This window comes from Vibrio zhugei, from assembly GCF_003716875.1.
GTDB classification, from domain to species: domain Bacteria; phylum Pseudomonadota; class Gammaproteobacteria; order Enterobacterales; family Vibrionaceae; genus Vibrio; species Vibrio zhugei.
On record NZ_CP033078.1, the window covers coordinates 1,758,280 to 1,784,458 of the forward strand.

General features: G+C 46.2%; 26 protein-coding genes and 1 tRNA gene. 10 read left to right on the plus strand and 17 right to left on the minus strand.

The genetic code is table 11. The features are described from left to right. Positions 1–52 precede the first annotated feature (52 nt). Both EAE30_RS13375 and EAE30_RS13380 read right to left on the minus strand, forming a co-directional pair. Positions 53–724, minus strand: coding sequence for a peptidoglycan DD-metalloendopeptidase family protein (locus tag EAE30_RS13375; RefSeq protein ID WP_123016372.1), 672 nt, complete (start codon positions 722–724; stop codon positions 53–55). Then, positions 721–1,959 (minus strand): MFS transporter, encoded by a 1,239-nt coding sequence (locus tag EAE30_RS13380; RefSeq protein WP_123016373.1) that lies wholly within the window; start codon positions 1,957–1,959, stop codon positions 721–723. Before EAE30_RS13380 ends, EAE30_RS13375 begins: the two co-directional genes overlap by 4 nt. Positions 1,960–2,381: 422 nt before the next feature. On the opposite strand from EAE30_RS13380, the gene EAE30_RS13385 reads away from it, so the two are divergent. Together EAE30_RS13385 and EAE30_RS13390 are read left to right on the plus strand one after the other, a co-directional pair. Then, positions 2,382–4,151 (plus strand): ABC-F family ATP-binding cassette domain-containing protein, encoded by a 1,770-nt coding sequence (locus EAE30_RS13385; protein WP_123016374.1) that lies wholly within the window; start codon positions 2,382–2,384, stop codon positions 4,149–4,151. Between the two features lie 125 nt (positions 4,152–4,276). Further along, positions 4,277–4,948 carry an SDR family NAD(P)-dependent oxidoreductase gene (locus EAE30_RS13390; RefSeq protein ID WP_123016375.1) on the plus strand — a complete coding sequence of 224 codons (672 nt, stop codon included), beginning with the start codon at positions 4,277–4,279 and terminating at the stop codon, positions 4,946–4,948. An 88-nt stretch (positions 4,949–5,036) separates the two neighbouring features. Here EAE30_RS13390 and EAE30_RS13395 read toward each other — a convergent pair whose 3' ends face one another. Together EAE30_RS13395 and EAE30_RS13400 are read right to left on the minus strand one after the other, a co-directional pair. Beyond that, on the minus strand, positions 5,037–5,579 hold the full coding sequence (locus EAE30_RS13395) for a GNAT family N-acetyltransferase (RefSeq protein ID WP_123016376.1): 543 nt from the start codon (positions 5,577–5,579) through the stop codon (positions 5,037–5,039). Between the two features lie 92 nt (positions 5,580–5,671). Beyond that, positions 5,672–5,748 (minus strand) — tRNA-Arg (locus EAE30_RS13400). Positions 5,749–5,953: 205 nt separating this feature from the next. On the opposite strand from EAE30_RS13400, the gene folD reads away from it, so the two are divergent. Further along, positions 5,954–6,814, plus strand: coding sequence for a bifunctional methylenetetrahydrofolate dehydrogenase/methenyltetrahydrofolate cyclohydrolase FolD (folD, locus tag EAE30_RS13405; protein WP_123016377.1), 861 nt, complete (start codon positions 5,954–5,956; stop codon positions 6,812–6,814). Between the two features lie 85 nt (positions 6,815–6,899). On the opposite strand, the gene EAE30_RS13410 is transcribed toward folD, so the two are convergent. Next, positions 6,900–7,871, minus strand: coding sequence for a lytic murein transglycosylase (locus EAE30_RS13410; RefSeq protein ID WP_123016378.1), 972 nt, complete (start codon positions 7,869–7,871; stop codon positions 6,900–6,902). 33 nt (positions 7,872–7,904) lie between these two features. Beyond that, a complete protein-coding gene (locus tag EAE30_RS13415; RefSeq protein WP_123016379.1) occupies positions 7,905–8,195 on the minus strand; it encodes a YcgL domain-containing protein in 291 nt (96 codons plus the stop codon). Between the two features lie 203 nt (positions 8,196–8,398). Here EAE30_RS13415 and minC point away from each other — a divergent pair, with 203 nt between their 5' ends. Genes minC through minE form a run of 3 tightly spaced genes read left to right on the plus strand, consistent with a single transcriptional unit; the run spans position 8,399 to position 10,167 of the window. Beyond that, complete coding sequence (gene minC, locus EAE30_RS13420; protein WP_123017378.1) at positions 8,399–9,064, plus strand: septum site-determining protein MinC; 666 nt, start codon at positions 8,399–8,401, stop codon at positions 9,062–9,064. A 20-nt stretch (positions 9,065–9,084) separates the two neighbouring features. Then, the gene (gene minD / locus EAE30_RS13425) at positions 9,085–9,897 is read left to right on the plus strand and encodes a septum site-determining protein MinD (protein ID WP_123016380.1); all 813 of its coding nucleotides are present in this window, start codon (positions 9,085–9,087) and stop codon (positions 9,895–9,897) included. A gap of 6 nt (positions 9,898–9,903) precedes the next feature. Further along, the gene (minE, locus tag EAE30_RS13430; RefSeq protein ID WP_123016381.1) at positions 9,904–10,167 is read left to right on the plus strand and encodes a cell division topological specificity factor MinE; all 264 of its coding nucleotides are present in this window, start codon (positions 9,904–9,906) and stop codon (positions 10,165–10,167) included. 62 nt (positions 10,168–10,229) lie between these two features. Here the strand turns inward: minE and EAE30_RS13435 are convergent, their stop codons facing one another. From EAE30_RS13435 to EAE30_RS13475, 9 genes are all read right to left on the minus strand, one after another. Further along, positions 10,230–12,077 (minus strand): M3 family metallopeptidase, encoded by a 1,848-nt coding sequence (locus EAE30_RS13435; RefSeq protein WP_123017379.1) that lies wholly within the window; start codon positions 12,075–12,077, stop codon positions 10,230–10,232. Positions 12,078–12,142: 65 nt separating this feature from the next. Continuing rightward, a complete protein-coding gene (gene rnd, locus EAE30_RS13440) occupies positions 12,143–13,261 on the minus strand; it encodes a ribonuclease D (protein ID WP_123016382.1) in 1,119 nt (372 codons plus the stop codon). Between the two features lie 97 nt (positions 13,262–13,358). Beyond that, the gene (fadD, locus tag EAE30_RS13445; protein WP_123016383.1) at positions 13,359–15,047 is read right to left on the minus strand and encodes a long-chain-fatty-acid--CoA ligase FadD; all 1,689 of its coding nucleotides are present in this window, start codon (positions 15,045–15,047) and stop codon (positions 13,359–13,361) included. 97 nt (positions 15,048–15,144) lie between these two features. Continuing rightward, the gene (locus EAE30_RS13450; protein ID WP_123016384.1) at positions 15,145–15,990 is read right to left on the minus strand and encodes an alpha/beta fold hydrolase; all 846 of its coding nucleotides are present in this window, start codon (positions 15,988–15,990) and stop codon (positions 15,145–15,147) included. 1 nt (position 15,991) lies between these two features. Further along, entirely contained in the window at positions 15,992–16,567 is a 576-nt protein-coding gene (locus tag EAE30_RS13455; RefSeq protein ID WP_123016385.1) for a Slp family lipoprotein, read from the minus strand. A gap of 16 nt (positions 16,568–16,583) precedes the next feature. Beyond that, positions 16,584–16,883: a chromosome partitioning protein ParA gene (locus tag EAE30_RS13460; protein WP_123016386.1), complete on the minus strand. Its 300-nt coding sequence runs from the start codon at positions 16,881–16,883 to the stop codon at positions 16,584–16,586. Positions 16,884–16,937: 54 nt separating this feature from the next. Further along, positions 16,938–17,639 (minus strand): tRNA (adenosine(37)-N6)-threonylcarbamoyltransferase complex dimerization subunit type 1 TsaB, encoded by a 702-nt coding sequence (gene tsaB / locus EAE30_RS13465; protein ID WP_123016387.1) that lies wholly within the window; start codon positions 17,637–17,639, stop codon positions 16,938–16,940. Between the two features lie 8 nt (positions 17,640–17,647). Then, positions 17,648–19,576 (minus strand): DNA repair helicase YoaA, encoded by a 1,929-nt coding sequence (locus EAE30_RS13470; RefSeq protein ID WP_123016388.1) that lies wholly within the window; start codon positions 19,574–19,576, stop codon positions 17,648–17,650. 129 nt (positions 19,577–19,705) lie between these two features. Further along, entirely contained in the window at positions 19,706–19,915 is a 210-nt protein-coding gene (locus EAE30_RS13475) for a hypothetical protein (RefSeq protein ID WP_123016389.1), read from the minus strand. 234 nt (positions 19,916–20,149) lie between these two features. On the opposite strand from EAE30_RS13475, the gene purU reads away from it, so the two are divergent. The 3 genes from purU (at position 20,150) to ansA (ending at position 24,137) form a co-directional block, all read left to right on the plus strand. Then, complete coding sequence (gene purU, locus EAE30_RS13480; protein ID WP_123016390.1) at positions 20,150–20,983, plus strand: formyltetrahydrofolate deformylase; 834 nt, start codon at positions 20,150–20,152, stop codon at positions 20,981–20,983. A 190-nt stretch (positions 20,984–21,173) separates the two neighbouring features. Continuing rightward, positions 21,174–23,018: a signal peptide peptidase SppA gene (gene sppA / locus EAE30_RS13485; protein WP_123016391.1), complete on the plus strand. Its 1,845-nt coding sequence runs from the start codon at positions 21,174–21,176 to the stop codon at positions 23,016–23,018. Between the two features lie 105 nt (positions 23,019–23,123). Further along, positions 23,124–24,137, plus strand: a complete 1,014-nt coding sequence (ansA, locus tag EAE30_RS13490; RefSeq protein ID WP_123016392.1) for an asparaginase — start codon at positions 23,124–23,126, stop codon at positions 24,135–24,137. A 63-nt stretch (positions 24,138–24,200) separates the two neighbouring features. On the opposite strand, the gene EAE30_RS13495 is transcribed toward ansA, so the two are convergent. Beyond that, positions 24,201–24,491: a YeaC family protein gene (locus EAE30_RS13495; protein WP_123016393.1), complete on the minus strand. Its 291-nt coding sequence runs from the start codon at positions 24,489–24,491 to the stop codon at positions 24,201–24,203. 125 nt (positions 24,492–24,616) lie between these two features. Here EAE30_RS13495 and EAE30_RS13500 point away from each other — a divergent pair, with 125 nt between their 5' ends. Continuing rightward, positions 24,617–25,459, plus strand: a complete 843-nt coding sequence (locus tag EAE30_RS13500; RefSeq protein WP_123016394.1) for a DUF2989 domain-containing protein — start codon at positions 24,617–24,619, stop codon at positions 25,457–25,459. A gap of 49 nt (positions 25,460–25,508) precedes the next feature. On the opposite strand, the gene msrB is transcribed toward EAE30_RS13500, so the two are convergent. After that, a complete protein-coding gene (msrB, locus tag EAE30_RS13505; protein WP_123016395.1) occupies positions 25,509–25,922 on the minus strand; it encodes a peptide-methionine (R)-S-oxide reductase MsrB in 414 nt (137 codons plus the stop codon). Between the last annotated feature and the right edge of the window lie 257 nt (positions 25,923–26,179).

Consider the following 26,179-nt stretch of genomic DNA (forward strand, 5'->3'; position numbering starts at 1 on the left):
AAAAGCCAGTCAAAAAACGTCGGTGCTTCCTGAATAATTCAGACTCACTGGACTATAAAGACATATTCAGAATCCAGTTGGGATCGGGGCAATTATCTAAATAAAACTCCGCATATTGGGGATCGACAACACCGACATAATCAGCGGTATGTCCTTGCATATCACGAATCAGTTGGAAATGCAGATGCGGTGGCCAGCCGCCATTTTCATCCGGCGAACCTATCGCGGCGAACGCCTCTCCTCGCCCGATCTCTTGCCCCACCGAAAGCGCCGCCAAAGAGCGGACCGATAGATGGCCATACAAGGTATGAAACACCTGTCCTTCTAATTCATGACGTAAAACAACCGATGGTCCATAGGAGCCTTGCGTGGGATCATTACCAAAGCCCAATACACAACCTTCTAATGGTGCATACACTGGATTCCCCGCAGGAATCCCTAAGTCTATACCGATGTGCAGTGTTCTGGCCTCTTGCCCGACAAAATTGTCGGTCTCTTGATAGATCAACCGCTCCTCGGCATAGCGCCCAACTTCCACCGTCGCCTGCAACTCGGCCGCCTGCCGTTTGATTTCTTGTGCGTAATCGTGGCCATCACTGACTTTCTGCCAAATCTCACTCTCAGGCGTCAAATCAACAATCAACGGCTGGCCATATTGGCGCTCCGCAGGAATCACAGGGTGATAATCATAACGTTTAATTAACGCTTCAAACGCTGCACTCATACTTGAGCCTCTTTCAATTGTTGCGTGGTGGTCCGAGGAATGAGCATGAGCGCTACCGCATAACCCAATGCCGCCACTAATGTGGGTAATTTCACATCAACATTCACCATAATGGCGGTTAAATAGCCCGTTAACGTCCATGCCAATCCGACCATCGCACTGGATAACGCCATTGCCCATCCTTGGTCTTGGTCGCTGGCACGATCAGACAAGGCGGTGATATAGAGCGGAAACGCCAGAGCGACCATCGCCGCGGTAAACACCATGATCACAGCATGTATGACAAACGTGGGAGTCCAAGCCAGCAAAACCATACCGACACCTGCCGCGGTCAACACCCACTTCAATGCTCGCGCCAAAGGCAACCAAGATAGCACTATGCGCGGTAACAGTATCAAAGAAGCCATCATGACCAGCCCAATCGCCATCATGTAATACTGATATTGACTGCTTTCTAAGGATAAATGAAAGGTCTGTGGGAAAATGAACGAGATATTTTGAAAATACAGGCTCCAACTGAATTGGCACAAAAAGACAATCCATAAACATTTTAATAGACCTGCTTTACTCCGCTCGAGCGGCGCGGCAAGAGAGAACGGATTTTCGTTTGGTACTGACACCTGTTGTGGGCAACGAATCCATAGCAGTAACACGCCACAAACCACTGCAATCAGCAAGCAAGCATAAAAAGGCCCTGTGACCCCATAATTGGCCAAAAGCTTACTGCCAAGCGCAGGGCCAAAAGACATCGCCGCAGTCATGACCACGGCCACGAAACTCATTAGCGTCGCTTTATTTTTGCCTTGGCTATTATCAGCAAGAATAGCTTGCGCGATAGGTTGGCTCGCAGAGCCAATGCTATTGATCATATTGCCGGCGAATAACAACACAACCGAGCCCGTGATGATGGCATAAACAGGAAGCACAAATCCTAAACTCGCCACCGCCAAACAGGCAATCATCACCCACTGACGGTTGAAACGATCGGCAAAACGCGCAATAAAGGGGGTAAAAAACATGGACAGAAACGGAGCCGCAGACATAACAATACCGAACAATTCACGGCGTTGTGATAATGGCATCGCTTTGGCTATGGCCATTGAGTGCTCATTGGAAAGAAATAAGCTCACATAAGCGGGTATCGTAATAAAAAAACCTGCCGAGCCTAAAAAGATGATGAGGTATAACACGAACAAAGCCGGTTTGGATATCTTCGGTAAAATTTGGGTATTCATTCTGCTCTCCAAAACATTGTCCGCGCATTTTACTTAGGTATCCGGTACAACGCTATCACTAATCAGTTCCAGCTCACACTCCGCGACCTTGCAGTCACAACAGAAACCCAGCGATGAGACTGTTTAACTTGAATTTTCCCCCACAGTTGCTTAGCATGGATTCATCGATTCACTGCACCCCGGTGCTCAACGACAACAAGGAGGCTCTTATTATGATGTGGAACAACAAAATCAACCCACATTTCTTTGGCGTTATCGCTCGCTCAAGCAAGACATCCATCGCGCTGCGATAATCTTAGCCTGAGCGAAAATCACGACCGTTCTAAAGACTGCTAGTCGAATTCTTTTCTCTCTAGCTCTAAGAATTATTGTCAGCAATTTTGACAAGGCTTGTTAACGCCTATAATTCTTGAGTATTCACTATGACAACCTATCTTACTTCCCAGCAACTCTCGCTCACTCTTAGCACGCGAGTGCTATTAAACAATGCCTCTTTTTCCGTTCGTCAAGGGGAAAAAATTGGTTTAATCGGCCAAAATGGCTGTGGAAAGAGTACCTTATTACACGCACTCACCCACCCAACCCATCATTCATCGGGCACTATTCACCGAGCAAAGCATTGCGTGATTGCCCGTGTAGAACAACATTTTCCAGCCTCAGCACTGACAATGACGGCCATCGACTTATTGCGCGATCACTTAGCCCCTGAAGATTTTTGGCGCGCAGACGCGCTGTGCCAACAATTAGGTCTTAGCGAATACGCTCAATCGGTGGCGATTCAAACCTTAAGTGGTGGCCAGCAAATGCGATTACTGATGGGCATCGCCATCATTCAACAGCCGGACTTATTATTACTGGATGAGCCCAGCAATCATCTCGATTTGCCATCATTGTTGTGGCTAGAAACCTTCCTCTCCCAGTGGAAAGGCGCGTTTATCATCGTCTCCCATGACTCGACCTTGCTCGATAACGTAACCTCAATAAGTTGGATTCTCCGCGATGCCAAGCTGCATACTTTTGCTCTGCCCTGCACACAAGCAAGACAGGCACTAGTAGAGCAAGACAGTGCCGATCAGCAGCGCTTTAATTCTGAGCAAAAAGAGATTGACCGCCTAGAGGCAAGCGCGAAACGGCTGGCCAACTGGGGGAAAGTGTATGATAACGAAGACCTCGCACGAAAAGCGAAAACCATGCAAGCCCGAAAAGAAAAGTTACAGGTTCAACAAACCGTACTGTCACGTGAGACAGATTGGCGCTTGCAATTGCGTGGTCAACCGCTTCCCGCCAATCGCCTACTTGATATTAAGACGGTCTGCCTGTCACTACCCCAAGAGCCGACCCCCTTATTGACTTTAAAAAATAAACAAGTCAAAAGTGGAGAAAATATCGCCATTTTGGGGCGCAATGGCTGTGGTAAGTCGACCCTTCTCAAAGCGCTGTATGCGAGCTATCAGGCAGCAGACACACAAACAGTGACACTGAACATCGAGTCGATGTTAAAGGAAAACACCGTCACGTGGCACCCAAAATGCCAACTGGGCTATTACGATCAAGACCTTGAACAATTAGACGATACGCAAACCATTCACGATGCCTTGATTCCCTTTGCGCCCCTCAATGATGATCAACGCAAGCAGGCGTTAATCAGCACGGGATTTGCCTTTGAGCGCCACCAGCAATACGTCCACTCTCTGAGTGGTGGAGAGCGAGCACGCCTGCTGTTTTTAGGATTAAGCCTTGCCCAGCATCATATGTTGTTCCTTGATGAACCGACCAACCATCTCGACTTAGAAGGCAAAGAGCAATTAATTGAAACACTGCAAAATTATGCCGGTGCGGCTGTCCTTGTCAGTCACGATCGCGACTTACTGCGCCAAACCTGTCAGCGATTTTGGATCATCATAAACGGGAAAGTTCATGAATGGACACAGTTGGATGATGCAGTGTTCGAGTTACTGAAGAGCGCCAATCAGGAGAGCATGAATGATGGCCCGTCAAGCCCACTTGACGATACCTCCCTTTCATTGACTGAGCGGCAAGACCATGACCAGAGTCACGATCTAGAACGGTTGATTGAATTAGAGGAGAAACTGGCGAGTGATCGTCAACGTAAACCCAAACATCAAAAACCTCAACATCAGCGAGCGTGGCAAGAAGAAATTAATCGCCTTACTCGCAAATTATCATTGTAAATATTGTAAAGCCCAATCTCGATTGGGCTTTATTGCTCAAGTGACGAACGACATGTTAGGGTTTATATCACACAACGCTTATATTCATTTTGATATGATTTTCGTCATTTAAGGAAAGGATTATTATGAAAAAACAGGCTTTAATCATTGGCGCATCACAAGGTATTGGGTTTGGCCTGAGCCAAGTTCTCGCGAGTCGTGATTGGCAAGTCACCGCCACGTATCGCTCTACCACAGAAGACAATAGCGATCCTACGATTCAATGGCTCACACTGGATATCAATGATACCAAGCAACACCGTGCTTTTTGCGAACAGCTTCAAAGCCAAAAATATGATGCCATTATTATCAATGCAGGAATCCACGGTCCCCATTGTACCTTCGTCGATAAGGCATCCGATGACGATTTATTTGAACTGTATAAAACCAACACGATTTCACCGATGCGACTGGCCTCGCACTTGCTACCCTATGTGAAGGCTGACACAGGGGTACTCGGCTTTACTAGCTCAATCATGGGAAGCTTAAACGAAAATACCGAAGCGGCAATGCCAATCTATTCATCCAGTAAAAGTGCCCTGAATATGCTGACTCGTTCATTACGACCACAAGCGACGGCCAATGGCGTCACTTTGCTGTCGTTACATCCAGGATGGGTCAGTACACGCCTTGGTGGAGAAGTCGCGCCCGTTTCAGTGGACGCCAGTGCGGCAGGATTAGCCAACGTGATAGAACAAGCACAAGGCAAGCAAGGTCATCACTTCCTTGATTTTCAAGGTAAATCACTGTCTTGGTAAGTAAACACTTGCTGGCAATATTACCCGAGTTGATGGGGCGTATGTTTAACACTCTCTTAGAGATATTACGCCCCTTGCTCGCAGCCAATTACTTTATCTCATGAATCTTAGCCGTTAAAATATGATCTTCCCACTGCCCCGCTATCTTTAAATAACGCTTAGCATAGCCTTCTCGTTCAAACCCCAACTTTTGTAAGACCCGCTCACTGGCGATATTATTCGGCATGTAATTAGACATAATACGATGCAAGCCCACCTGCTCAAACATATACTGCGTCGTCACACGGACAATTTCGGTCATATATCCTTGATTAAGGTACTGACGATCCAACGAATACCCCATCAAACACGCTTGAAAAGCGCCTCGAATCAACCCTGTAAAGTTACATACGCCAATGATTTGATGCGGATCATCGTGATGAAACGCCACAAACCGAAACTCCTGCTCCAGTTCAAACGCTAATACGTTTTGCTCCGCCACATTTTGCCAAAATACCAGCGTGTAGTAATCCTCAGCACGCACAGGCTCCCATGGGGATAAATGGTCACGATTATTCTGGTAATACTCTGCTATCGCTTGTGCATATTGCGGCCGCAATAGGTCAATCTTAGTACGTGATGTTTTTAGCACTTTTCCTTTCCTTGTCAGTAACTTAAGACACCATTTTATCATATAAACGAAAAAGCCCTGAACACTCTAAGAGTGTTCAGGGCTTTAAAATATGGTACGCCCTACAGGATTCGAACCTGTGACCACCTGCTTAGAAGGCAGGTGCTCTATCCAACTGAGCTAAGGGCGCGTTACAGGGAAAGGATTATACGAGTTAGCACGTGTAAATCAATGAATTTATCGATGAAATTGGTTTAGGTGTCTAAAAAGTTATCAACCATGAAATAATCGCTCAAAAACCCTTCTTAGCAAACGTTTGCTTGTGGATGTTCATGTCGTAATCTGCGACAATACCCCGAAAAATTTTCACGCATAATTAAGTGTTAAGGAAAGTCATGACTGCCGTAAAAATAGATGGAAAGCACATATCGCAAACTGTGCGTTCTGAAGTAGCTGAACGTGTACAAGAGCGCCTTGATAAAGGGTTACGTGCCCCTGGCCTTGCTGTGGTACTCGTCGGTGAAGATCCAGCATCACAGGTTTATGTCGGTAGTAAACGCCGCGCGTGTGAAGAAGTCGGTTTCATTTCTAAGTCGTACGATCTGCCAGCGACGACGACAGAAAACGACATTATCCAATTGGTCGATGAACTTAATCAAGATCCAGACATCGATGGCATTCTCGTACAACTGCCGTTGCCTGAAGGGATTGACTCAACGAAAATTTTAGAGCGTATTTCTCCGAAAAAAGACGTCGATGGCTTTCATCCCTACAACGTCGGTCGGCTATGTCAGCGCATACCAAAACTGCGCTCTTGCACCCCTAAAGGCATTATTACTCTACTCGAGCGCTATGACATTGAGCTAAAAGGGAAACACGCTGTTATTGTTGGCGCATCCAACATCGTTGGTCGTCCTATGACCTTAGAGCTCTTACTGGCAGGCTGCACCACCACCACCTGTCATCGCTTTACTGACGACCTCGCGTATCACGTCAAACAAGCGGATATTCTTGTTGTGGCGGTTGGTAAACCCAATTTCATTCCCGGAGAATGGGTTAAAGAAGGCGCTGTCGTCATCGATGTGGGCATTAATCGTCTAGACACGGGCAAACTCATTGGCGATGTCGCGTTTGATGTCGCCCAGCAACGTGCTAGCTATATTACGCCCGTTCCTGGGGGCGTTGGCCCAATGACGGTTGCAAGCTTGATAGAAAACACACTCATAGCCTGCGAAACCAACGAAGCTGAGCGTTAAGCTTCCATCATCCAATAAAAAAGCAGCACTGAGTGCTGCTTTTTTCTATAGCGCGACATGAATGCCGACCATTAAGCACGCGACACTAAAAGACCATCGCATCGGCTAAGTGAGAGACCGCTAATGCAAAATAATATGAGCGGTTCCACTTCATCAAGACGTTGTAGTTGTTATACACCAAATACACACGCCCTTTTTCGTCATCTGGAACGATGAGCCACGCTTTGATGTCGTGTTTCAACGCCGGTAAAGCACGACCATCATAACGTGTGATACCAAGCTTATTCCATTCCGCTAAGTATTTTCCTTTCTCCGCATTACGTCCAGCCAAGCCAACATCAAACCCTTTCGGCAATTTCACTTGGCGTCCCCAAGTGCGATGTTCCTTCCAGCCAGATTGACTCAAGTAATTCGCGGTTGAGGCAAACACATCCGCTTTAGACTCCCAAATGTCTTTTTTGCCATCGCCATCCCCATCCGCGGCGAAGGATAAAAACGAACTTGGCATAAACTGACATTGCCCCATTGCTCCCGCCCAAGAGCCTTTCATATGGCTAGCATCAATGTGACCTTGTTGTAAAATTTTCAATGCCGCCATGGTTTGATTGCGGAAAAACGCTTCGCGTCGACCATCGTACGCCATCGTTGATAACGCATCGATCACACTATAGCCACCGGTAAAGGTGCCAAAGTTACTCTCAACGCCCCACAGTGCGACGATAAAACGCGGTTGTACCCCATATTTCGCCCCAATGGCTTGCAGCTGAGGGTAGTATTTTTTATACAGTGCCTTCGCTTTCTCCACTTTCCATGTCGGAACCGCACGTGGAATGTATTCATCCAGAGTGAGCTTCTTCTCCGGTTGATTGCGATCGGCAACAACAGCTCTTGGTCGATATTTTACATCGCTGAACGCCTCTTTCAGAATTTTCTCTGAAATACCTTCTTGGCGAGCTTCTTGTTTTAAGCCTTCAACATATTTGTCAAAGCTCATATCCGCAGCGAGGACGGGTGACGCCAATGTCACACCTAAAATAATAGAAAGTAACTTTCTCAAGATCTCCTCCTTGAGCTTATCGCCTATAATGACTTAATCGCTTGATGAACCATCAAAGCGAGCTTTATCTTTCTTATATGTCTCTAATAAATTTTCGGGTGGTGGTGGTAATTGCAAAAAGAACCCTTTGTCATTGAGCGACGCTTTCACATGCTCAATATCAACGGTGGCTAATTGACGATCTTTCAAGTTGATTAACATGACAAACCTAGGTTTACCAAACATATCTAACAAGGTGTCAGGTACCTGTGAAAAATCATCTCGTTTCGGTAAGTATAAATACGCACCTTCTTTTTTAGCACTTTTATAGATAGAACAAAGCATGACAAACCTTCAAGTGTAAAAAACGCGGGATTTATCGCGTTTTTATTTAGATAACGGTAAGTTTCCATAAAATTGACAGCAAATCACTCAAAAGGTTGTAAGATAACTTGCTGTAGTTAGCCATGAAATATAACATGACACCCCTAGTCTCAGGCAACGCCCTTTCACAATTAAGCCATGAGTTTATCGAGGTCAAAGTAACAATGTCCAATATACCTGACCTAAAAGGCAGTAGTTTTACTTTGTCAGTATTACACCTTTCTGACAATCAGGTCGCAAATTGCGTAGAATTTTTAAAACAGAAGGTGGATCAGGCGCCCGCATTTTTTGCCGGAGCCCCAGTGGTCATTAATATTGAAAAAGTTGGCGGGGAGATTGATTTTCCAAGCCTCAAACAAGGCATCTCTGATGCCGGGTTTATTCCTGTCGGTGTAACGGGTTGTGCCGATAAACGCACGCAAAATTTCGCCCGTGATGCGGGTTTTGCCGTTATGACAACAACCAACGCACCGAAAAATGTCCCAGCGGCATCACGAGCCCCAACGAAGGTGGTCGAGACCCCGATTCGTTCAGGGCAACAAGTGTACGCGAAAGACAGTGACTTAGTCATACTTAATCATGTTAGCCCAGGGGCAGAAGTGATTGCTGATGGGTCAATCCACATATATGGAACATTGCGAGGCCGTGCCATCGCAGGTGCCAGTGGACAAAAAAAAGCACGAATCATATGTCAAGATTTACAAGCTGAACTGGTCTCTATTGCAGGGAACTATTGGCTCAGCGACCAAATTGAAAATGAGTTTTGGCAACAACGAGTGGTCCTCAAAATGCATGAAGATTCACTATACTTTGAATTGCTGACTCTATAAGTTTGAAAGGAAAAAAGAAAATGGCACGCATTATTGTCGTCACGTCAGGAAAAGGCGGTGTAGGTAAGACCACCTCTAGCGCAGCAATTGCTTCTGGTTTAGCGCTGAAAGGCAAGAAAACCGCGGTCATCGATTTCGATATTGGCCTGCGTAATCTAGATTTAATTATGGGCTGTGAACGCCGCGTAGTCTACGATTTTGTCAATGTGATTAACGGTGAGTCAACGTTAAATCAAGCGCTGATTAGAGATAAGCGCAATGAAAACTTGTACATTCTACCTGCATCACAAACACGTGATAAAGAAGCACTCACTGTGGATGGCGTGCAACGCATTCTTGATGAGTTAGCGGCAATGGAGTTTGACTTTGTCGTGTGTGACTCACCCGCAGGCATCGAGCAAGGCGCTCTTATGGCCTTGTATTTTGCGGACGAAGCGATTGTGACCACCAACCCTGAAGTGTCCTCTGTACGCGATTCAGATCGCATTCTGGGGATTCTTGATTCCAAATCTCGCCGAGCTGAACAAGGATTAGAGCCTGTTAAGCAACATTTATTGCTAACACGTTATAACCCAGCGCGTGTAACTCAAGGCGAAATGTTGAGTGTACAAGATGTCGAAGAGATTTTGCATATTCCGCTGTTGGGCGTTATTCCAGAGAGCCAAGCGGTTCTGAATGCATCGAATAAAGGGACACCGGTTATTTTCGACGAGCAGTCAGATGCAGGACAAGCTTACGATGATACTGTAAGCCGCTTACTCGGAGAGGACATCGAATTCCGCTTCCTCACTGAGCCTAAGAAAGGAATTTTTAAACGACTGTTTGGGGGCTAATGACACATGTCACTACTTGAATTTTTCCGTCCAACGAAAAAAACAACGGCAAGTCTGGCCAAAGAGCGCTTGCAGATTATCGTTGCAGAGCGTCGCAATGCCGACGAACCTGCACCGACCTATCTACCACAAATGAAAGAAGATATTCTTCAGGTCATTGCCAAGTATGTGGTCATCGATCCGAGTATGGTGGATTTGACCTTTGAACAAAAAGGTGACGACATTTCTGTCTTAGAGCTGAATGTCAAATTGCCGGACGAAGACAAATAGCACGGTACTGAAACCAAAAAACCAGTCGCAAGCGACTGGTTTTTTATTATTGACCGGCATCACTAGCAGCCATACTGCTCAGCAATATACGCTTCAAATTGCTCGCACATGGCTTCATTCGACACCACGTTCGATGCTAACTCGCGATCACCATCCACCACACGAATGGTTGCATTAAGCGGTGCCACTGGCGCTTGCTGGCGAGACGCTAACCCTCGAATTTTGTCGAGCTGGTGTTGCCATTCTTCCTCAACCGATGAGTTACACGCATCTGCCAAGTATTTTGCATTAAAGCCTTCCCCTGTCAGCGACTGAATCGTTTCATTGTGCGAGAGGAAATTGCCTTTCTGCCAATAATACTTTGCTAACAATGGACCAATTTTCGGATTATCCGTCAAATAACCAAACTGTTCCAGAAAATAGGCTCGAGTCTGGTAGACGGCCATGTGTGCCAGCAAGTAGCCATGATAGGCACATGCCGATTCATCAGACAGTAAATGAGGCACAGACAACAATGGCCGCGGACTACAAGCTAGCCCTAAAATACGCTTTTCCGTTTCACGAGCAAGATCTGTAATGGTTTGCGGTGTGAGTTCATCCTCTCCGAGCTGGTATAGCGCACGCTCAAAATAAGGCACCACCAGAATGCTGCGCTCACCATAGGCTTCAAAAGGCTGACGAGCCGTGATCATCGCTTTAATGACATCATCGGGAACCGCTTGCCCTTGCTTATCTAACGCATAGGTTTTTAACCAGTCAGCATCAGTTAACAAGCTATCACAAAACATAGATTGCGTTTCTGCATAAGCCATCGATGTCGGTGCAAACTCTTGAGAGAAACAAGGCGCATTCATCTTCACATTAGAGAAATGCGCCGCATGACCGCCTTCGTGAAATAAGGTATTAATACCATCATAACCACTGCCGACTTGGTCAGGCTTAGCATTACTGGTGAAGTTCACCTTAGCGGCAACCCACTCACCTTTGTCATAGAATGACGGGATGGGACCATGACAGAACCCATTCGGATACTTACCCTTGCGATCCAATAAATCGAGCGTTAACTCGGCGCCAGAGTAATCAATGTTTAAACGACCAAACGACTCAACCCAACGTCTTAGCGATTGTGAGAATGGCACATACGGATCCAAGTCGCGCATCACATCCCCAGCAAATGAAAAGGTAAAGTTATGCCCATAAAGCGCAGCATCGCCTTTCTCATCGGCTAATATTTTTAAGCTTTGTAAGTTGGTTTCACGTGTTCGAGACTCAAAATCATCAAGAATCGCAAACAGCGCATCCGATGACATTTTTTCGCCTTTCTGCACCGAATAGTCGAAAAAGTTCGCGTATCCTAGAGTACGGGCAAATCGATTACGCAACTTAACTAACTCAATGAACCCGTTTTTAAGCAACCATTGCTCAAGATCCAACAACGCCTGATGGGCGCTTTGGCGTACCGCTTCATTATCATTCGTGCGTACCATCGCTCCCAGCGAGACTAATGAAGCCTCAACTTCGTTTCCTTGCGCATCTTGATAGGTCATCACATGCTGTTGCTTTTTCTCAAACAAGTCGGCTTCGAAACGGATTAACTCATCTTTGAGAGCTTGCGCTTGCTCCGATTCCAATGCGTGAGATTCAAACATTGCCAACCAACCTTGCAAACCGACACGTGTTTGCTCGCGCTCTTGCTCATCAGCAATCGCATCAACCGCGGCTAATTGTTCTTTGACTGCGGTGATTTGCGAGCCCTGGCTTAGAAACTTAGTCCAATCCATCTGAGCTTGTGCTGCACCCTCATGGTCATCACTGATCCCCATGTAGGTATCCCAGAAAAAATCTTCTTTAATGCGGTGAGTGCTTAAATACCGTTGGTTAAGATCATTTAAATAGTCTGTCGCCGTCATAGTCATATTTTATCTAAACTCCATCTTTGACTCGCTAAGCCCCCCGAATTATGGGGGCAAGTTCGCTACGCGAGTTTTTTCATTAAGCGAGAACCAACTACTTGGCGTCGCCATCCCTGCATTACATCGGGTGTTTTTTCAGGATCTTGGTTTCCTTTCCACACCCAGCTTAATAACTGATTAAGTTGCTTTTTAGAGGCCACAAATTCAGGTGCGAGACCGTGACTGTGAGCCGCCCCTTTCACGGTATCTTTTAATTCTTTGAATAACTGCTTATACCCCGGATAATCGACTAGCGTTTCAATGGGTTCCGGGTATTCGTCTTCACTTAACTGCATCGCTTGTTTCACGATCATCGCCATTTTATTGCCATGACGACGTATCGCATGAGGATCCAACTCGGCCTCTTCCATTGCCTTTGGCGAGGTCAACTTTAACCGAGAAATCGTCAGCAGTTCATTTTCACGAATGACAAAATTCAATGCTAAATCACGTTTGACCGCTTCTTGAAAGCGCCATGTCGCTAAAGGCTTTAAAATTGATAATTCTTCTGGCGATAACTGCCAAGCGCCTTTGATATTCAGATATGCGAGCTCGGCATCTTGAGGGCGAGTACGCTTTTCACATTGCAGTTGTGATTCGGCTAAGGCGGCTTCCCACCAGCCGGCTTGCTGAACCCGTGCCAAGAGTTTTTCATAGATCGGCATAAGATAGAAAACATCGGCGGCCGCATAAGTTAACTGACGTTCAGACAGTGGTCGAGCTAACCAATTGGTACGCGATTCACTTTTATCCAGCTCCACGCCCAGCAATTCGCTGGCCAGAGCGGCAAAACCAGTAGATAAACCATAGCCTAAGAATGCCGCCATAATTTGGCTATCGACCATAGGCGTTGGCACGCATTGAAATTGATTAAAAAAGACTTCAATGTCTTCACCACACGCATGCAATACTTTGAGTACCGCCGTATCTTTCATTAAATGGATAAAAGGCGTCATATCATCAATCTCTAACGGATCAATCAACGACAAGCTTTCACCATCATACAATTGAATCAATCCCAATTGCGGATAGTAAGTGCGAGTTCTTACAAACTCAGTATCCAGCATGACGACATCGGTTTCACGCGCCGCTAAACACACACGTTCCAGATCGCTAAAGGTATTAATAATTCGGTAGTTCACTCAAGGCTCACTTTGTTGATATGGAGTCTGGCAATGAAATAATGCCGACAGATTATGTCGGCATTGTAACATTATTTCGTCAGATGTCTTGGCGTCCTCATGAAGAGGCCGAGGTTTGCTGATCGTTTTCTTCGCGTAATTCACGACGAAGAATTTTCCCAACATTCGATTTAGGCAGCTCTTGGCGAAATTCGATGTCTTTTGGCACTTTATACCCCGTCAAATATTGACGACAATGGGCAATCAGCTCCTTGTTTGTCAATGAGGTATCACTCGCCACAACGTAGACTTTCACCGCTTCACCAGTTGCCTCTGACGGCACACCAATCGCCGCAACCTCTTGCACTTTACTATGCAAAGCAACCACGTCTTCGATCTCGTTCGGATACACATTAAAACCCGACACTAAAATCATATCTTTTTTGCGATCGACAATATAAATCATGCCCATCTCATCAATGCGAACCATATCGCCAGTGGATACCCAACCATCATCACTGAGCACTTCAGCCGTGGCTTCGGCATTATTCCAATAGCCACTCATGACTTGTGGGCCTTTCACTTGCAATTCACCCACTTGATCGAATGGCAGTACCTGACCTTCATCATCGACGATACGAACGTCCGTTGATGGTACCGGTAAGCCAATCGCCCCCGAGTAATCTTTAAGATCGTACGGGTTACCCGCGACTAGCGGTGAACACTCCGTGAGCCCGTACCCTTCCAGTAGATGAATCCCAGTGATCGCTTTCCATTTTTCTGCAACCGCCCGTTGCACGGCCATTCCACCACCGACCGCAAGTCTTAAGTGCGTAAAATCCAATTGCTTAAAGTGGGCATTATTGACCAATGCATTAAACAGGGTGTTGACGCCAGTGATTGCCGTAACGTCATAACGCCCCAAGTCTTTAACAAACCCAGGAATGTCGCGTGGGTTAGTGATTAATAAGTTTGAGCCGCCCATTTCAGTAAACAGTAGGCAGTTGACTGACAAAGCAAAGACGTGATACAGCGGCAAAGCAGTAACCACCAGCTCATCGCCATCGGAGAGAACAGGCCCATACGCCCCTTTGGCTTGTAGAACATTGGCAACCATATTGCGATGGGTTAAGACCGCGCCTTTGGCGGCACCTGTGGTCCCACCAGTATATTGCAAAAACGCCACATCGCTGCTCGCAACATCTGGACGTTCGTAGGTATATTGGCGACCTAACGTCAACGCCTGCTTCATTGAGACCGCATTGGGAAGATGATAATTCGGCACTTTCCGTTTTATGTATTTCACCACCCAGTCAATAATTTTACCTTTTACTGTTGGCAGCATTTGACCTAACGAGGTCATCACCACATGTTTGATGGGCGTGTTATCAATGACCTGCTCTAAGGTGTGTGCAAAGTTGGTGACGATGACAATGGTTTCCACGTCAGCATCTTTGATTTGATGTTCTAATTCTCGGGGTTTGTACAACGGGTTAACGTTGACCGCAACCATGCCTGCGCGCAAAATACCATAGAGTGCGATCGGATATTGCAATAAATTCGGCATCATTAACGCGACGCGCGAACCTGGCTGCAAACGTAAATCGTGTTGTAAATAGGCCGCGAATGCGCGACTGCGCTGTTCTAATTCGCGATAAGACAACGTCGCACCCATGTTGATGAATGCGGTTTTGTCAGCATAACGCTCAACCGCTTGTTCAAACATATCCAACAATGTTGGATACTGCCCCGGATCGATGGTTTCAGGCACGTCGTCGGGATAACGTGAAAGCCAAGGTTTATCCAAAGTAATACTCCTCGTTCTTGGCTGCATAACTATCTCTAAATATAGTAGAAAACCTACAGCCAAATAATGTCAGCATTTTGCTGACCGGCGTTAATTTTTAATTAATGTATTCCAAAATTGTCTGTGCGACATATTCAGGCTGTTCAAGATGACAATGATGTCCACCGACTATCGTTAAGATAGTACAATGTTTCGATAAAAGCACCGTTGCACTTTGGCGTAAATCGGCATAGCCGTCACTCCCTAGAATCAGGCCATGTGGGCAACGGATTCCCTGTATAAATGTGCTGGCTTGCTCTGGAGGCATTCGGAATGCAGACTGCGTTTGTAACTGACGATCATGCTGCCAGAACCAGCGCCCATCTCGCGGTGTTAATCCTCGCTCAACCAAAGGTTGAATCAATGGAGCCGCAACATGACTGACTTGTGCTCGATGCCGAACCGCTGCGTCTACGCTGGCATAGCCACGCTCAACGTGCGAACGTACCTGCTCACGACTGATAATGCTATCGCGTAAACGAGGCACGGCTCGTTCTGGTGATTCCGCTAGCGGTGCAATACCTTCGATTTGAACCAATCCCGTCACATGTTCCGGAAACGTTGAACTATAGCAAGCAGCAATCAATGCACCAAGAGAATGCCCGACTAAAAGACACTTCTGTGTAAAAAAAGTGGTTATTAGCTGATAAATATCATCAACATAATCGTGAAATGGATAAAAATACCCCATACCTTTATGCGTGGAGTATCCATGTCCAGCCAAATCCAGAGCACAGAAATGCCGCGATGGTGCCCTCTCCGCGCAGGCCGCTAACACAGTAGAAAAACTCGCCGCGTTATCGAGCCACCCATGCAAAAAAATGACCGATGGTAACGACGACGGCTCCCCCACTTCTAACGCGTTCAACGTCACGTTAGACAGCCGATATTGCGTTTCCCGCATACTACTCCACCGTATTGATGATCTGTCCTTCGCTGGGCCCCTGATAACGACAAATTATACCATTACATGGAGCAAGTAACGGCGCAATTCTATCGGTCATGACTCTTTGTGTAATGGTCCATAAATGTACCCCTTGCCCCTGAATGACTGGAGCTGACTGTGAGTGCTCACCGACTTTGATCGTCTCTACGCCATCGGCCGTGCCGAGTACCGTCAATAATCGACCTTTATGATAAGCCATCGGATCAAGAAACCGACTCACATACACAACAAAACGGCCTTGAGGCTCCTGATCAATATCAGGACGCCCACCATGACCAATTGGCAGTGACACCAACACCAGACGTGTCTGTTTGGCTCGGTTGTCAATACTGGCAATCACTCCCCCGATACGCACAGTGGTGAGTTCTGCCTTAGCGTCCTTACCGTCGGATGATAAAGCAGCCAAGGTCGCGTAATCGGTCACCACGTCAGTGTCGGCGGGACTGCGTAGCTCATCAGGCAATTGAACACACCCGGTCAAGATGAGACAGAGTAGTGGGATAAAAACAAACGTCACGGAACGCAGGGTTATCATAGAAAGCTCCTTACCTTTAAATATATAAATCCACACCTAACAATTGAGCCAGCTCGTCTCGTTTTGCTTGATGCATGACTCCCATATATTCTTCTAACGCTTTACGCCCGCGTCCTTCGGGTAAATCATAATGTAAGGTTGCACCACGTAAATCCGATTCGTTCATATGACGAATCGATTGTGACACCGCATGCGCCACTTTCGTTGTTTGTGCGGCCTTGTCAGGATTATGGCTTTGCCGAACCTCATTTTTCTTACTTTTTGACGTTCGATTTGGCCCCGGTATCGATGAGGGTAAACCGTTAATTGTTACCATACATGTCCTTTAACCAACTAGGCAGGCCGCAGTTAGCCGATGCTCATCAAAAGGTTATGACCGTCCCGGTAGTTTTTTCCACGTTACGGTATCTCGCAAATACACGGGGCTAGAATCTTCGACTGCCACCATTTGACCTTGTTCTAAAGCAAATTTAGCAAGAAATACCATGTCTTGCGCTTTAGGATACAAAATCTCTGACGGTTCGCACGTGAGGTTGAGCGTACTGAGCTCATCACGATAGGCATCCCATCCCGTTCCCACTTGAGTCCAACTCAACGCATCACCGCTCACACGTGAATTCAGATTATTCGGCGCGACAACACACTCTTCGCCCACCACTTGCCAATCTCCATTCGATTGACGCTGATATTGCGCCCAATACACTTCACTCATCCGTGCATCAATCGCCGCTGCCACTTGAGAAGCCCCAGTTTGACGGTAAGCCTGCTGAGCCATTGCTGCGAGTGTCGAAATACCAATCATAGGCAGTTCAGCCCCAAGTGCCAACCCCTGAGCAATGCCGATGCCAATGCGAACACCTGTAAAACTCCCCGGACCGCGACCATAGGCCAATGCGTCCAATTCTTGCAACGTCACGCCGGCTTCTTTTAATACTTCATCGACCATAGGGAGGATTTTCTTGGTATGGTCACGAGGAGCAATAGCATCACGTGTATAAACAGTATTACCCATCATTAAGGCCACAGAACACATTTCTGTTGACGTGTCGATGGCAAGGATTTTTGCGCTCATTCAATTCTCTAGTTGATTTCTGTTGTCGATAAGGTGTGAAGAAAGTCGCTCACGACTTGTAAATTCCGCGTTCGTGGAATAGGCGGTAAACTGGCCAAAAATGTGCCACCGTAGTCTCGAGTCACCAAGCGGTTGTCACAGATGATCAGTGCTCCTTGATCGTTTTTATCTCGGATCAATCGCCCCACACCTTGCTTTAAGGTAATGACCGCTTCAGGCAGCTGTACTTGACTAAACGGATCCCCGCCGCGTAGGCGGCAATCTTCTATCCGTGCTTTGAGCAGAGGGTCATCAGGTGCAGTAAACGGTAATTTATCAATGATAACACAGCTTAATGCATCGCCTCTAACATCAATCCCTTCCCAGAATGCGCCGGTCGCGACCAATAACGCATTCCCCAATGCCATAAACTCCGCCAATGTTTTCTGCTTGGTGGTTTCCCCTTGCAATAATACGGGCAGTGATAACTGTTCGCGAAACAACTCACCCAACTCACGCATCATGCTGTGCGAGGTACATAAGAAGAAGCAACGCCCTCCATTGGCTTCAATGATCGGCGCCAACATCTGGACGAGTTTTTTTGCGATTCCAGGGCTGTTGGGCTCTGGTAAATAGCGGGGAACGCACAGTTTCGCTTGGTTATGATAATCAAAAGGGCTGGGTAAAGAAAACTGAGCTTGTGGCTTAAGACCCAAGCGATGAGTGAAATGGGTAAAGTCGTCTTTCACCGCCAGCGTCGCCGATGTAAAAATCCAAGCGCCAGGGTACATCGCCATTTGCTCTTGGAACTTATCCGCCACAGTTAACGGTGTAATATGCAAACTAAAATGACGTGGTGTCGTGTCAAACCAGTAGGAGTATCCGGTAATAGACACATCACAAACTCGGTCCAAACGACCTTTAATTAAGGTGGCACGCTCAAACGCTGCATCCAGCAATTGACTGCGCCCAAGCGCCAATTTCAGTACCTCTAGAGCGAAGTCTAGTCCCTCTTTTAAACGCTCGACTGCACGCAAAATAGCAGGTGATGCAATCGCTTCTCGCCAATTGCCTCGATACCCAGTGTCACCTAAAGCAATGCGTAAATCCATGGAGCTTTGTTGTAGCTTTTCCGCAATTTTTTGTAACTGACGCATGTCTTTGGCTTCAGTGCGATAACCGATATCGATGTCTTTGGCCAACTCCTGCACTTGGCGGCTTGATAGGGACTGACCAAAGTATTGGCTGGCGATATCGGGTAACTGATGCGCTTCATCAAAAATAAACACTTCGGCTTCCGGAATTAACTCACCAAACCCGGTTTCTTTAATGGCCAAGTCCGCCAAAAACAAATGATGATTCACCACCACGACATCTGCATCCATCGCATTACGACGCGCTTTCGAGACGAAACAGTCATCGTAACTGGGACACTCTTTGCCTAAGCAATTTTCATTGGTGGAGGTAATGGTGGGAATGATCATACTGTCTTCGGGTAAAGACTCGCACTCACCCAAGTCGCCACTTTTCGTTTCAGAGGACCACTGGCGTACTTTGACTAATTGACTCAATAACGTAGGATCTGCGTAATTGGTATGACTTTCGACCATCTGGCGACTGAGACGGTCCAAGCACAAATAATTAGATCGCCCTTTAAGAAGCGCAACTTTACCAAAAAAGCCGAGCGCACGGATCATTAGGGGAAGGTCGCGATGAAACAGTTGTTCTTGAAGGTTTTTGGAGCCAGTACTAATGATGGTTTTTTTACCGCTCAATAACGCGGGGACTAAATACGCAAAGGTTTTGCCTGTTCCTGTGCCCGCTTCCACAACCAGTTGTCCGTTATCACGGATAGCATCCGACACCGATTGTGCCATATCGATTTGCGCCTGACGCGGCTGGAATCCAGGAATAGCTTGCCCTAAGGCGCCCTGCTGGGAAAACGTTTTTGCGATCATTCCACATCTAAAAAGATAACGAAGGTGGCGTTAATTATGTCAGTTTTCATCGAGCGGTGCGACTCTAATTACGCCGCGCGCCTTTAGTCAGCTCAAACCGATACCGCCACCCATATCGTCATTATGCTCTTATTTGCGGGTTAAATACCGCTGCAACCATGGGGAAGCAGAAAAACACACGTCTTCTGATTCTGGGGATTGCAAAGCTTTTGCGGCTTCCGTAGGAGACATGCGATGTTCCCAGCATTGCTCAAGCATTTGACTATCAAATAGGTCATCGCCAATCAATTCACGAACGCGTTCGCAGTAGAGTTTGTGGGCTAAAAAGTCTCTGTCCATCGTGTTATCCTCAGGTTGAACAATTGCCAATACAATTGCTGGTGACCATTGTCATCATCCTTGCAACAACACCTCGCGTTGGTCCCTAGAAACACAGCCAAGACTGTGTATAAAGGTTGCAACTCAATTTATTATGCTTTAATTATAGTCGTTCTAACTGAAAAGCAATGCGCCGTTGTGCTTTTTTCAGACAGGGTATACGACAATAAAAATTATTATGGAAGTCATCGATTGATGGAAAAGAAAACGCTGCTAACACACTGCAGCGATAAGCCTGGGCTTATCGCTAAAATCACCAATATTTGTTACAAACACCAACTCAACATCACGTATAACAGTGAATTCGTAGACAATACTACGGGTCAGTTCTTCATGCGTACCGAGCTAGAAGGCTATTTTAACGATACAACGTTTCTTGCAGATTTATCGCAAGCACTTCCTGATGGAGCAAAATATCAATTAGCCAGCTCACAACGTAAGCGCGTCGTCATTCTTGTTACGAAAGAATCCCATTGCCTTGGTGATATTTTAATGAAGAATTTTGACGGTAGTTTAGATGTGGATATTGCGGCCGTTGTTGGTAACTACGATCATTTACAGTCACTAACGGAGCGCTTTGATATCCCGTTCCACTGCGTGTCTCACCAAGATCTCACACGTGCTCAACATGATACGCAAATGCTGGACGTCATTAAGCAATACAATCCCGATTATCTTGTTCTTGCCAAATACATGCGCATTCTGAGTCCTGAATTTGTGGATCATTTCCCTTATCGCATTATCAATATTCATCACAGCTTTTTACCAGCATTTATTGGTGCCAAACCTTATCACCAAGCCTATGAGCGTGGTGTGAAGATCATTGGAGCAACCGCTCACTTTGTTACCAGCAACCTCGATGAAGGTCCCATTATCAAGCAAGACGTGATCACGGTTGATCATACGTTCAATGCACAAGATATGGCACAAGCTGGCCGCGATGTAGAAAAAAACGTATTGAGCCGCGCATTAAGCAAAGTACTCAGCGATCGCGTCTTCGTACAAGGCAATAAAACCATTATCTTATAATAACGACGCTCTGGTTGTGCATCTCAGCCCCCACCACACAACCAGAGTCTTGTCTCTCCTTCTCCCGCGCCGCTTAGCCTCTATCGCCAGTCGCACATCTATAAAGATTGTTTGCCCACTGGGAATCACGTAGGATTAATCCTAATATTGATGCTGTTAAGCTAACGTTGGCGCTATACATGGAGAGACAATGAAAACACTGTTCGGTTATCTGGGAAAGGTCATAAAAGGGGTATGGAAAGTCATTACCTTCTTGCGAGTGGCCCTATTGAATATCCTATTTATTATGCTTGCGGTGGGAATTTGGTTTAGTCTCAGCGACTCGACTCCACAGGAAAACAACCAACCTTCTGCTCTTGTTTTAAATCTCAACGGTCCGATTGTTGAAAAATCAAGTTATTTGACACCACTCGACTCTTTCAAAGAGTCTGCGCTCGGTGACGACATTCCAAAAGAGAATGTCTTGTTTGATATTGTTCATACTATTCGTCACGCCAAAACCGATCCGAACATTACTGGCTTGGTATTATCGCTGCAAGATATGCCTAATACCAGCCTTACCAAATTACGTTATATCGCCAAAGCCATTAATGAGTTTAAAACCTCAGGAAAGCCTGTGTTTGCGACGGGCGACTTTTACAGTCAGAGCCAATATTATCTCGCAAGTTATGCCGATAAAGTGTATCTCTCGCCAGAGGGCTCCGTATTACTCAAAGGCTACAGCGCCTATGGGCTTTATATGAAAGACTTCCTCAATAAGATCGATGTTAACGCACATATCTTTCGAGTCGGCACCTACAAATCGGCGGTTGAGCCTTTCATGCGTAACGATATGTCACCAGCGGCACGAGAAGCCGCAACCCGTTGGTTGAGTCAATTATGGGGCGCTTATACTGACGACGTGGCCGCCAACCGTCATATAGACGCCAGCGTTTTACGTCCCAATATGCAAGAATTCTTGAAAGAGTTTAAACAATCGAAAGGCAGCTTAGCCGACTTGTCGTTACGCTTAGGTCTGGTCGATAAATTAACGAGTCGCCATCAAGTGCGTACTCTGCTTGCTAAGCAATTTGGTAGTGATGGCAAAGATGGCTATCACGCGATTGGTTATTATCAATACAAAGACGCCTTACCGGCTGAATTACCCAAAGCGAAAAATGACATCGCGGTGATTGTCGCCAGCGGAGAAATCAAAGACGGAAAAGAGTCCACAGGCGTGGTGGGCGGTGATACGTTAGCGGCGCAATTGCGCGATGCTCGCAACGACCCACATGTCAAAGCGGTCATTCTCCGAGTTGATAGTCCTGGAGGCAGTGCTTTCGCGTCAGAAGTGGTGCGAGAAGAGCTGACGACGCTCAAGGCAGCCGGAAAGCCCGTCGTGGTCTCTATGTCGAGTTTGGCTGCATCTGGTGGCTACTGGATTTCTATGGCGGCAGATAAAATTATCGCACAGCCGACCACACTGACTGGCTCAATTGGTATCTTTAGCGTCATTCCAACCTTTGAAAAAGGACTGGCGAAATGGGGCATAACGACCGATGGTGTTGGAACCACTCCTTTTGCTGGAGAAGGGGTGACGTCAGGTCTCAGCGATGGCGCGAAACAAGCGATGCAATTAGCCATTGACCATGGTTATCATCGTTTTATTTCACTGGTTGGCCAATACCGTCATATGTCGAATCAACAAGTGGATAAAATTGCCCAAGGCCATGTCTGGACTGGTCAAGATGCCGTGAAAAATGGCTTAGTCGATCAACTCGGTGATTTTGATGACGCCGTCGATGCGGCCGCTCAATTAGCCAAGCTTAAACATTATAATGTCCGTTGGGTCGAGGAACCATTAACACCCGCACAAGAGCTATTCAAAGGACTAATGAGTGAAGCTCATGCAAGCTTTGGTGTTGACCTCTCCAGTCTTCTCCCCGAAGCCTTGCAACCTGCAGCGAAACAACTCAGCTCCACCGCTGAATTGTTAAGTCACTTTAATGATCCTAAAGGGGAATACGCGTACTGTCTCCCCTGTCAGGTAAAATAAATTTGATCATGCACAGGCGCTGGTAAAGCGCCTGTTTTTATTCTCTATTTTTTGATTATAATCAACCTCTCTTTCTCACTTCTATCACACGAGTAACGTTTAGCAATGGCCAGAAAACATATCTATATCGCTTATACAGGCGGCACTATCGGCATGACGAAATCGGACCACGGCTATGTGCCAGTGGCGGGCTACATGGAAAAACAATTGGCAAACATGCCAGAGTTTCATCGTGAAGAGATGCCAGAGTATACGATTAAAGAGTACGACCCACTCATCGACTCTTCCGATATGACCCCATCAGATTGGCAAAAAATTGCCGATGATATTCGTGACAATTACGAACACTATGATGGTTTTGTGATTTTACATGGCACGGATACCATGGCTTACACGGCTTCCGCTTTGTCATTTATGCTAGAAAATCTTGGCAAGCCCGTTATTGTGACCGGTTCACAGATACCTCTTGCCGAGCTGCGCTCTGATGGCCAAGCGAATTTATTGAATGCTTTACACATCGCGGCTCGTTTTCCCATCAATGAGGTCACTTTATTTTTTAATAACCAATTGATGCGTGGCAACCGGAGTACGAAATCGCACGCAGATGGATTTAATGCCTTTACCTCGCCCAACTTGCCACCACTCCTCGAAGCTGGAATCAATATCCAAGTGGGCAGTCATAGTGCGATTGATGTCCGACCTGACGGTGACTTCCGTGTCCACAATATTACACCGCAGCCAATCGGTGTGATCACTATGTATCCTGGCATTTCATATGAAGTCATTCGCAATACGCTAATGCAACCGGTCAACGCCATGATTTTGCTGACCTTTGGTGTTGGCAATGCCCCACAGAATCCAGAGCTTCTCGCTCAGTTACATGCCGCATCCGAACGTGGCGTGATCGTCGTGAATCTGACCCAATGCTTGGCAGGCAAGGTCAATATGGAAGGCTATGCAACCGGCAGCGCCCTGCATGATGCCGGTGTCATTAGCGGTTTTGATATGACCCCTGAAGCGGCGCTTGCAAAATTACATTACCTTCTGAGTCAAAATCTGACTTATGAAGAAGTGAAGCAAAAAATGCAGCAAGTACTGCGTGGTGAAATGTCGCTGTAAACCACAAAAAATGCCGTTCTTATCGTTGATAGAGAACGGCATTTTTCTCACTAGACTAACCCATCATTTAGGGTCGTCGTTCATTTTTATTCGCACTATCTCATCATCTTCGCTTTTAAACTGCTGCTGCAACTCACGCTTTGATTTAAATACCATTTCCCCATGTGTGTCTATTGTCATATGATCAGCCTCCACATTGTGCGTTGCTTGATACATCATCACAGCTTGCATAGAGGAATCACGTTGCTGCTGAGTAAGGAGTGAACCATCAGGCCACTTGCCTGTTTCCACCGCTTGCCGCAAACGTTGATATATATCAGGGGTAATCGCATTGATGAGTTGTTGTTTATCCATAACGAATTCTCATGATTAATGAATGAGCTATAGAGCCCAAGTCTACAGCATGACAACATAACTTTCTGGCATATTCCGTCAAGACCAACTAAAACAATAAGTGTTATGGATCACAAGTGAACGCTATGAATATCATAAAATTAACCTACTTAACGGTTCTCATCGTGCTACTCAACGGATGTTTTGAGAATCGTAAGAATACTACAAAATTGTGTGCCGATAATCCTGGCCTACAATGCGAGCGCTTGAACATTGATGACGGACAATGCCGTATCACTCGAACGGACTTGATTTGGCAACGATACAGTGTGCTTAAAGACGCATCCATCGAGAATCTGATTGGTGAATACCATGCCATTGCGGCTTATCAAAAATGCTTGAGCCTGGCCTCACAAATCCGAGCCATTGACCAAACAGAATTAAACCAGAAACGATTTCTAGCCCTGAGTAATTCCATCGAAGATGAAAAGACACTCATCACCCGAATTCGTGAACTGAAAAATCCTGAGGCGCTGTATTTTTTATGGAGTCAAATTGGCGATCATAAGGCGCGCCGGCAGTTTTTGCAGATGGAAGGTCAATCTGAATTGAACACGCCGCAAATGCAATATGCATTAGCGACGTTTTATACCACTCGAGATTCTAAAAAAACCATTCAGCTGCTCAATCATGCCCTCGAGCTCTACCACAATGATGACGCGCTTAACCTTGATATTTTAAAAGCATTAGCCAGTAACTATCAGTTGATCGACCATAAGCCGCAAGCCTATATCTGGGCAATGGTCGCCAAACAATATGGGGTAGAAATTGCATCAGCACAAGAACTCCAATTGCTCTACGGTTTTACCCCGCAACAGTATAAAAAGTTCGATGCCATCACCGATAAGGTCATCATCGCCCTGAAAAAAGGAAGCTATCAAGCCAATATGGTGGCAACGCTACTCAAACAACCGAAGAGCGATTCTTAACCGTTCATTAGGGTGATGTCCCCCTTTGGGGCATCACTTCCACACCTTATTACTCGCCTTCTTTGTTGAAAATTAACGACACTGAGTTCACACAGTAACGTTCACCGGTGGTATCGGCTGGACCATCAGGGAACACATGTCCTAAATGGCTGTCACATTCTGCGCAGCGGATTTCTATACGCTCCATACCAAGACTGGTGTCTTTCAAGTACCGGATCGCATCCGACGCCACAGGTGCATCGAAACTAGGCCAACCACAGCCAGAATCGTACTTGTTATCAGACACAAATAACGGCGAGCGACAACAGGTACAATGGTATATACCAGAGGACGCATTGTGCAATAACGTGCCAGAGTAGGGTCTCTCTGTGCCCTGTTCTCGGCACACACGAAATTCTTCGTCTGTCAGCTTATTACGCCAATAATCATCTGATTTTATAGATTTTTTATCATCAAGCTTCACGTTTATCCCTCTCTACACTTGGGGTTGATTCCAGTATTCTCTCTGATATTGCTTGCATCGTAAATGTGTTGTAGCACATACTTTGGCAATGAGCATATCAAATTTTTTATTGATAAAATAACGATTAGATATCGCTTTAGTGCTTACTGGCGGGGACAGAATTCATCACTAAGCGCAAAAAACAAACAATCATGACGGATTATAAAAAAAAGCTCGTCTTTTTTTTGACTTTAAACAAGTTAAGTCGGATTATCTGT

What these genes read in the sequence shown, in the direction of transcription:
- tsaB (WP_123016387.1), bottom strand. Translation starts at nt 17,639, where the DNA reads ATGAGCGCAAAAATCCTTGCCATCGACACGTCAACAGAAATGTGTTCT.
- folD (WP_123016377.1), top strand. Translation starts at nt 5,954, where the DNA reads ATGACTGCCGTAAAAATAGATGGAAAGCACATATCGCAAACTGTGCGT.
- EAE30_RS13380 (WP_123016373.1), bottom strand. Translation starts at nt 1,959, where the DNA reads ATGAATACCCAAATTTTACCGAAGATATCCAAACCGGCTTTGTTCGTG.
- EAE30_RS13435 (WP_123017379.1), bottom strand. Translation starts at nt 12,077, where the DNA reads ATGACGGCGACAGACTATTTAAATGATCTTAACCAACGGTATTTAAGC.
- sppA (WP_123016391.1), top strand. Translation starts at nt 21,174, where the DNA reads ATGAAAACACTGTTCGGTTATCTGGGAAAGGTCATAAAAGGGGTATGG.
- EAE30_RS13470 (WP_123016388.1), bottom strand. Translation starts at nt 19,576, where the DNA reads ATGATCGCAAAAACGTTTTCCCAGCAGGGCGCCTTAGGGCAAGCTATT.
- minE (WP_123016381.1), top strand. Translation starts at nt 9,904, where the DNA reads ATGTCACTACTTGAATTTTTCCGTCCAACGAAAAAAACAACGGCAAGT.
- minC (WP_123017378.1), top strand. Translation starts at nt 8,399, where the DNA reads ATGTCCAATATACCTGACCTAAAAGGCAGTAGTTTTACTTTGTCAGTA.
- EAE30_RS13455 (WP_123016385.1), bottom strand. Translation starts at nt 16,567, where the DNA reads ATGATAACCCTGCGTTCCGTGACGTTTGTTTTTATCCCACTACTCTGT.
- EAE30_RS13390 (WP_123016375.1), top strand. Translation starts at nt 4,277, where the DNA reads ATGAAAAAACAGGCTTTAATCATTGGCGCATCACAAGGTATTGGGTTT.
- purU (WP_123016390.1), top strand. Translation starts at nt 20,150, where the DNA reads ATGGAAAAGAAAACGCTGCTAACACACTGCAGCGATAAGCCTGGGCTT.
- EAE30_RS13375 (WP_123016372.1), bottom strand. Translation starts at nt 724, where the DNA reads ATGAGTGCAGCGTTTGAAGCGTTAATTAAACGTTATGATTATCACCCT.
- ansA (WP_123016392.1), top strand. Translation starts at nt 23,124, where the DNA reads ATGGCCAGAAAACATATCTATATCGCTTATACAGGCGGCACTATCGGC.
- minD (WP_123016380.1), top strand. Translation starts at nt 9,085, where the DNA reads ATGGCACGCATTATTGTCGTCACGTCAGGAAAAGGCGGTGTAGGTAAG.
- EAE30_RS13415 (WP_123016379.1), bottom strand. Translation starts at nt 8,195, where the DNA reads ATGCTTTGTTCTATCTATAAAAGTGCTAAAAAAGAAGGTGCGTATTTA.
- EAE30_RS13495 (WP_123016393.1), bottom strand. Translation starts at nt 24,491, where the DNA reads ATGGATAAACAACAACTCATCAATGCGATTACCCCTGATATATATCAA.
- EAE30_RS13385 (WP_123016374.1), top strand. Translation starts at nt 2,382, where the DNA reads ATGACAACCTATCTTACTTCCCAGCAACTCTCGCTCACTCTTAGCACG.
- EAE30_RS13450 (WP_123016384.1), bottom strand. Translation starts at nt 15,990, where the DNA reads ATGCGGGAAACGCAATATCGGCTGTCTAACGTGACGTTGAACGCGTTA.
- EAE30_RS13475 (WP_123016389.1), bottom strand. Translation starts at nt 19,915, where the DNA reads ATGGACAGAGACTTTTTAGCCCACAAACTCTACTGCGAACGCGTTCGT.
- EAE30_RS13460 (WP_123016386.1), bottom strand. Translation starts at nt 16,883, where the DNA reads ATGGTAACAATTAACGGTTTACCCTCATCGATACCGGGGCCAAATCGA.
- EAE30_RS13500 (WP_123016394.1), top strand. Translation starts at nt 24,617, where the DNA reads ATGAATATCATAAAATTAACCTACTTAACGGTTCTCATCGTGCTACTC.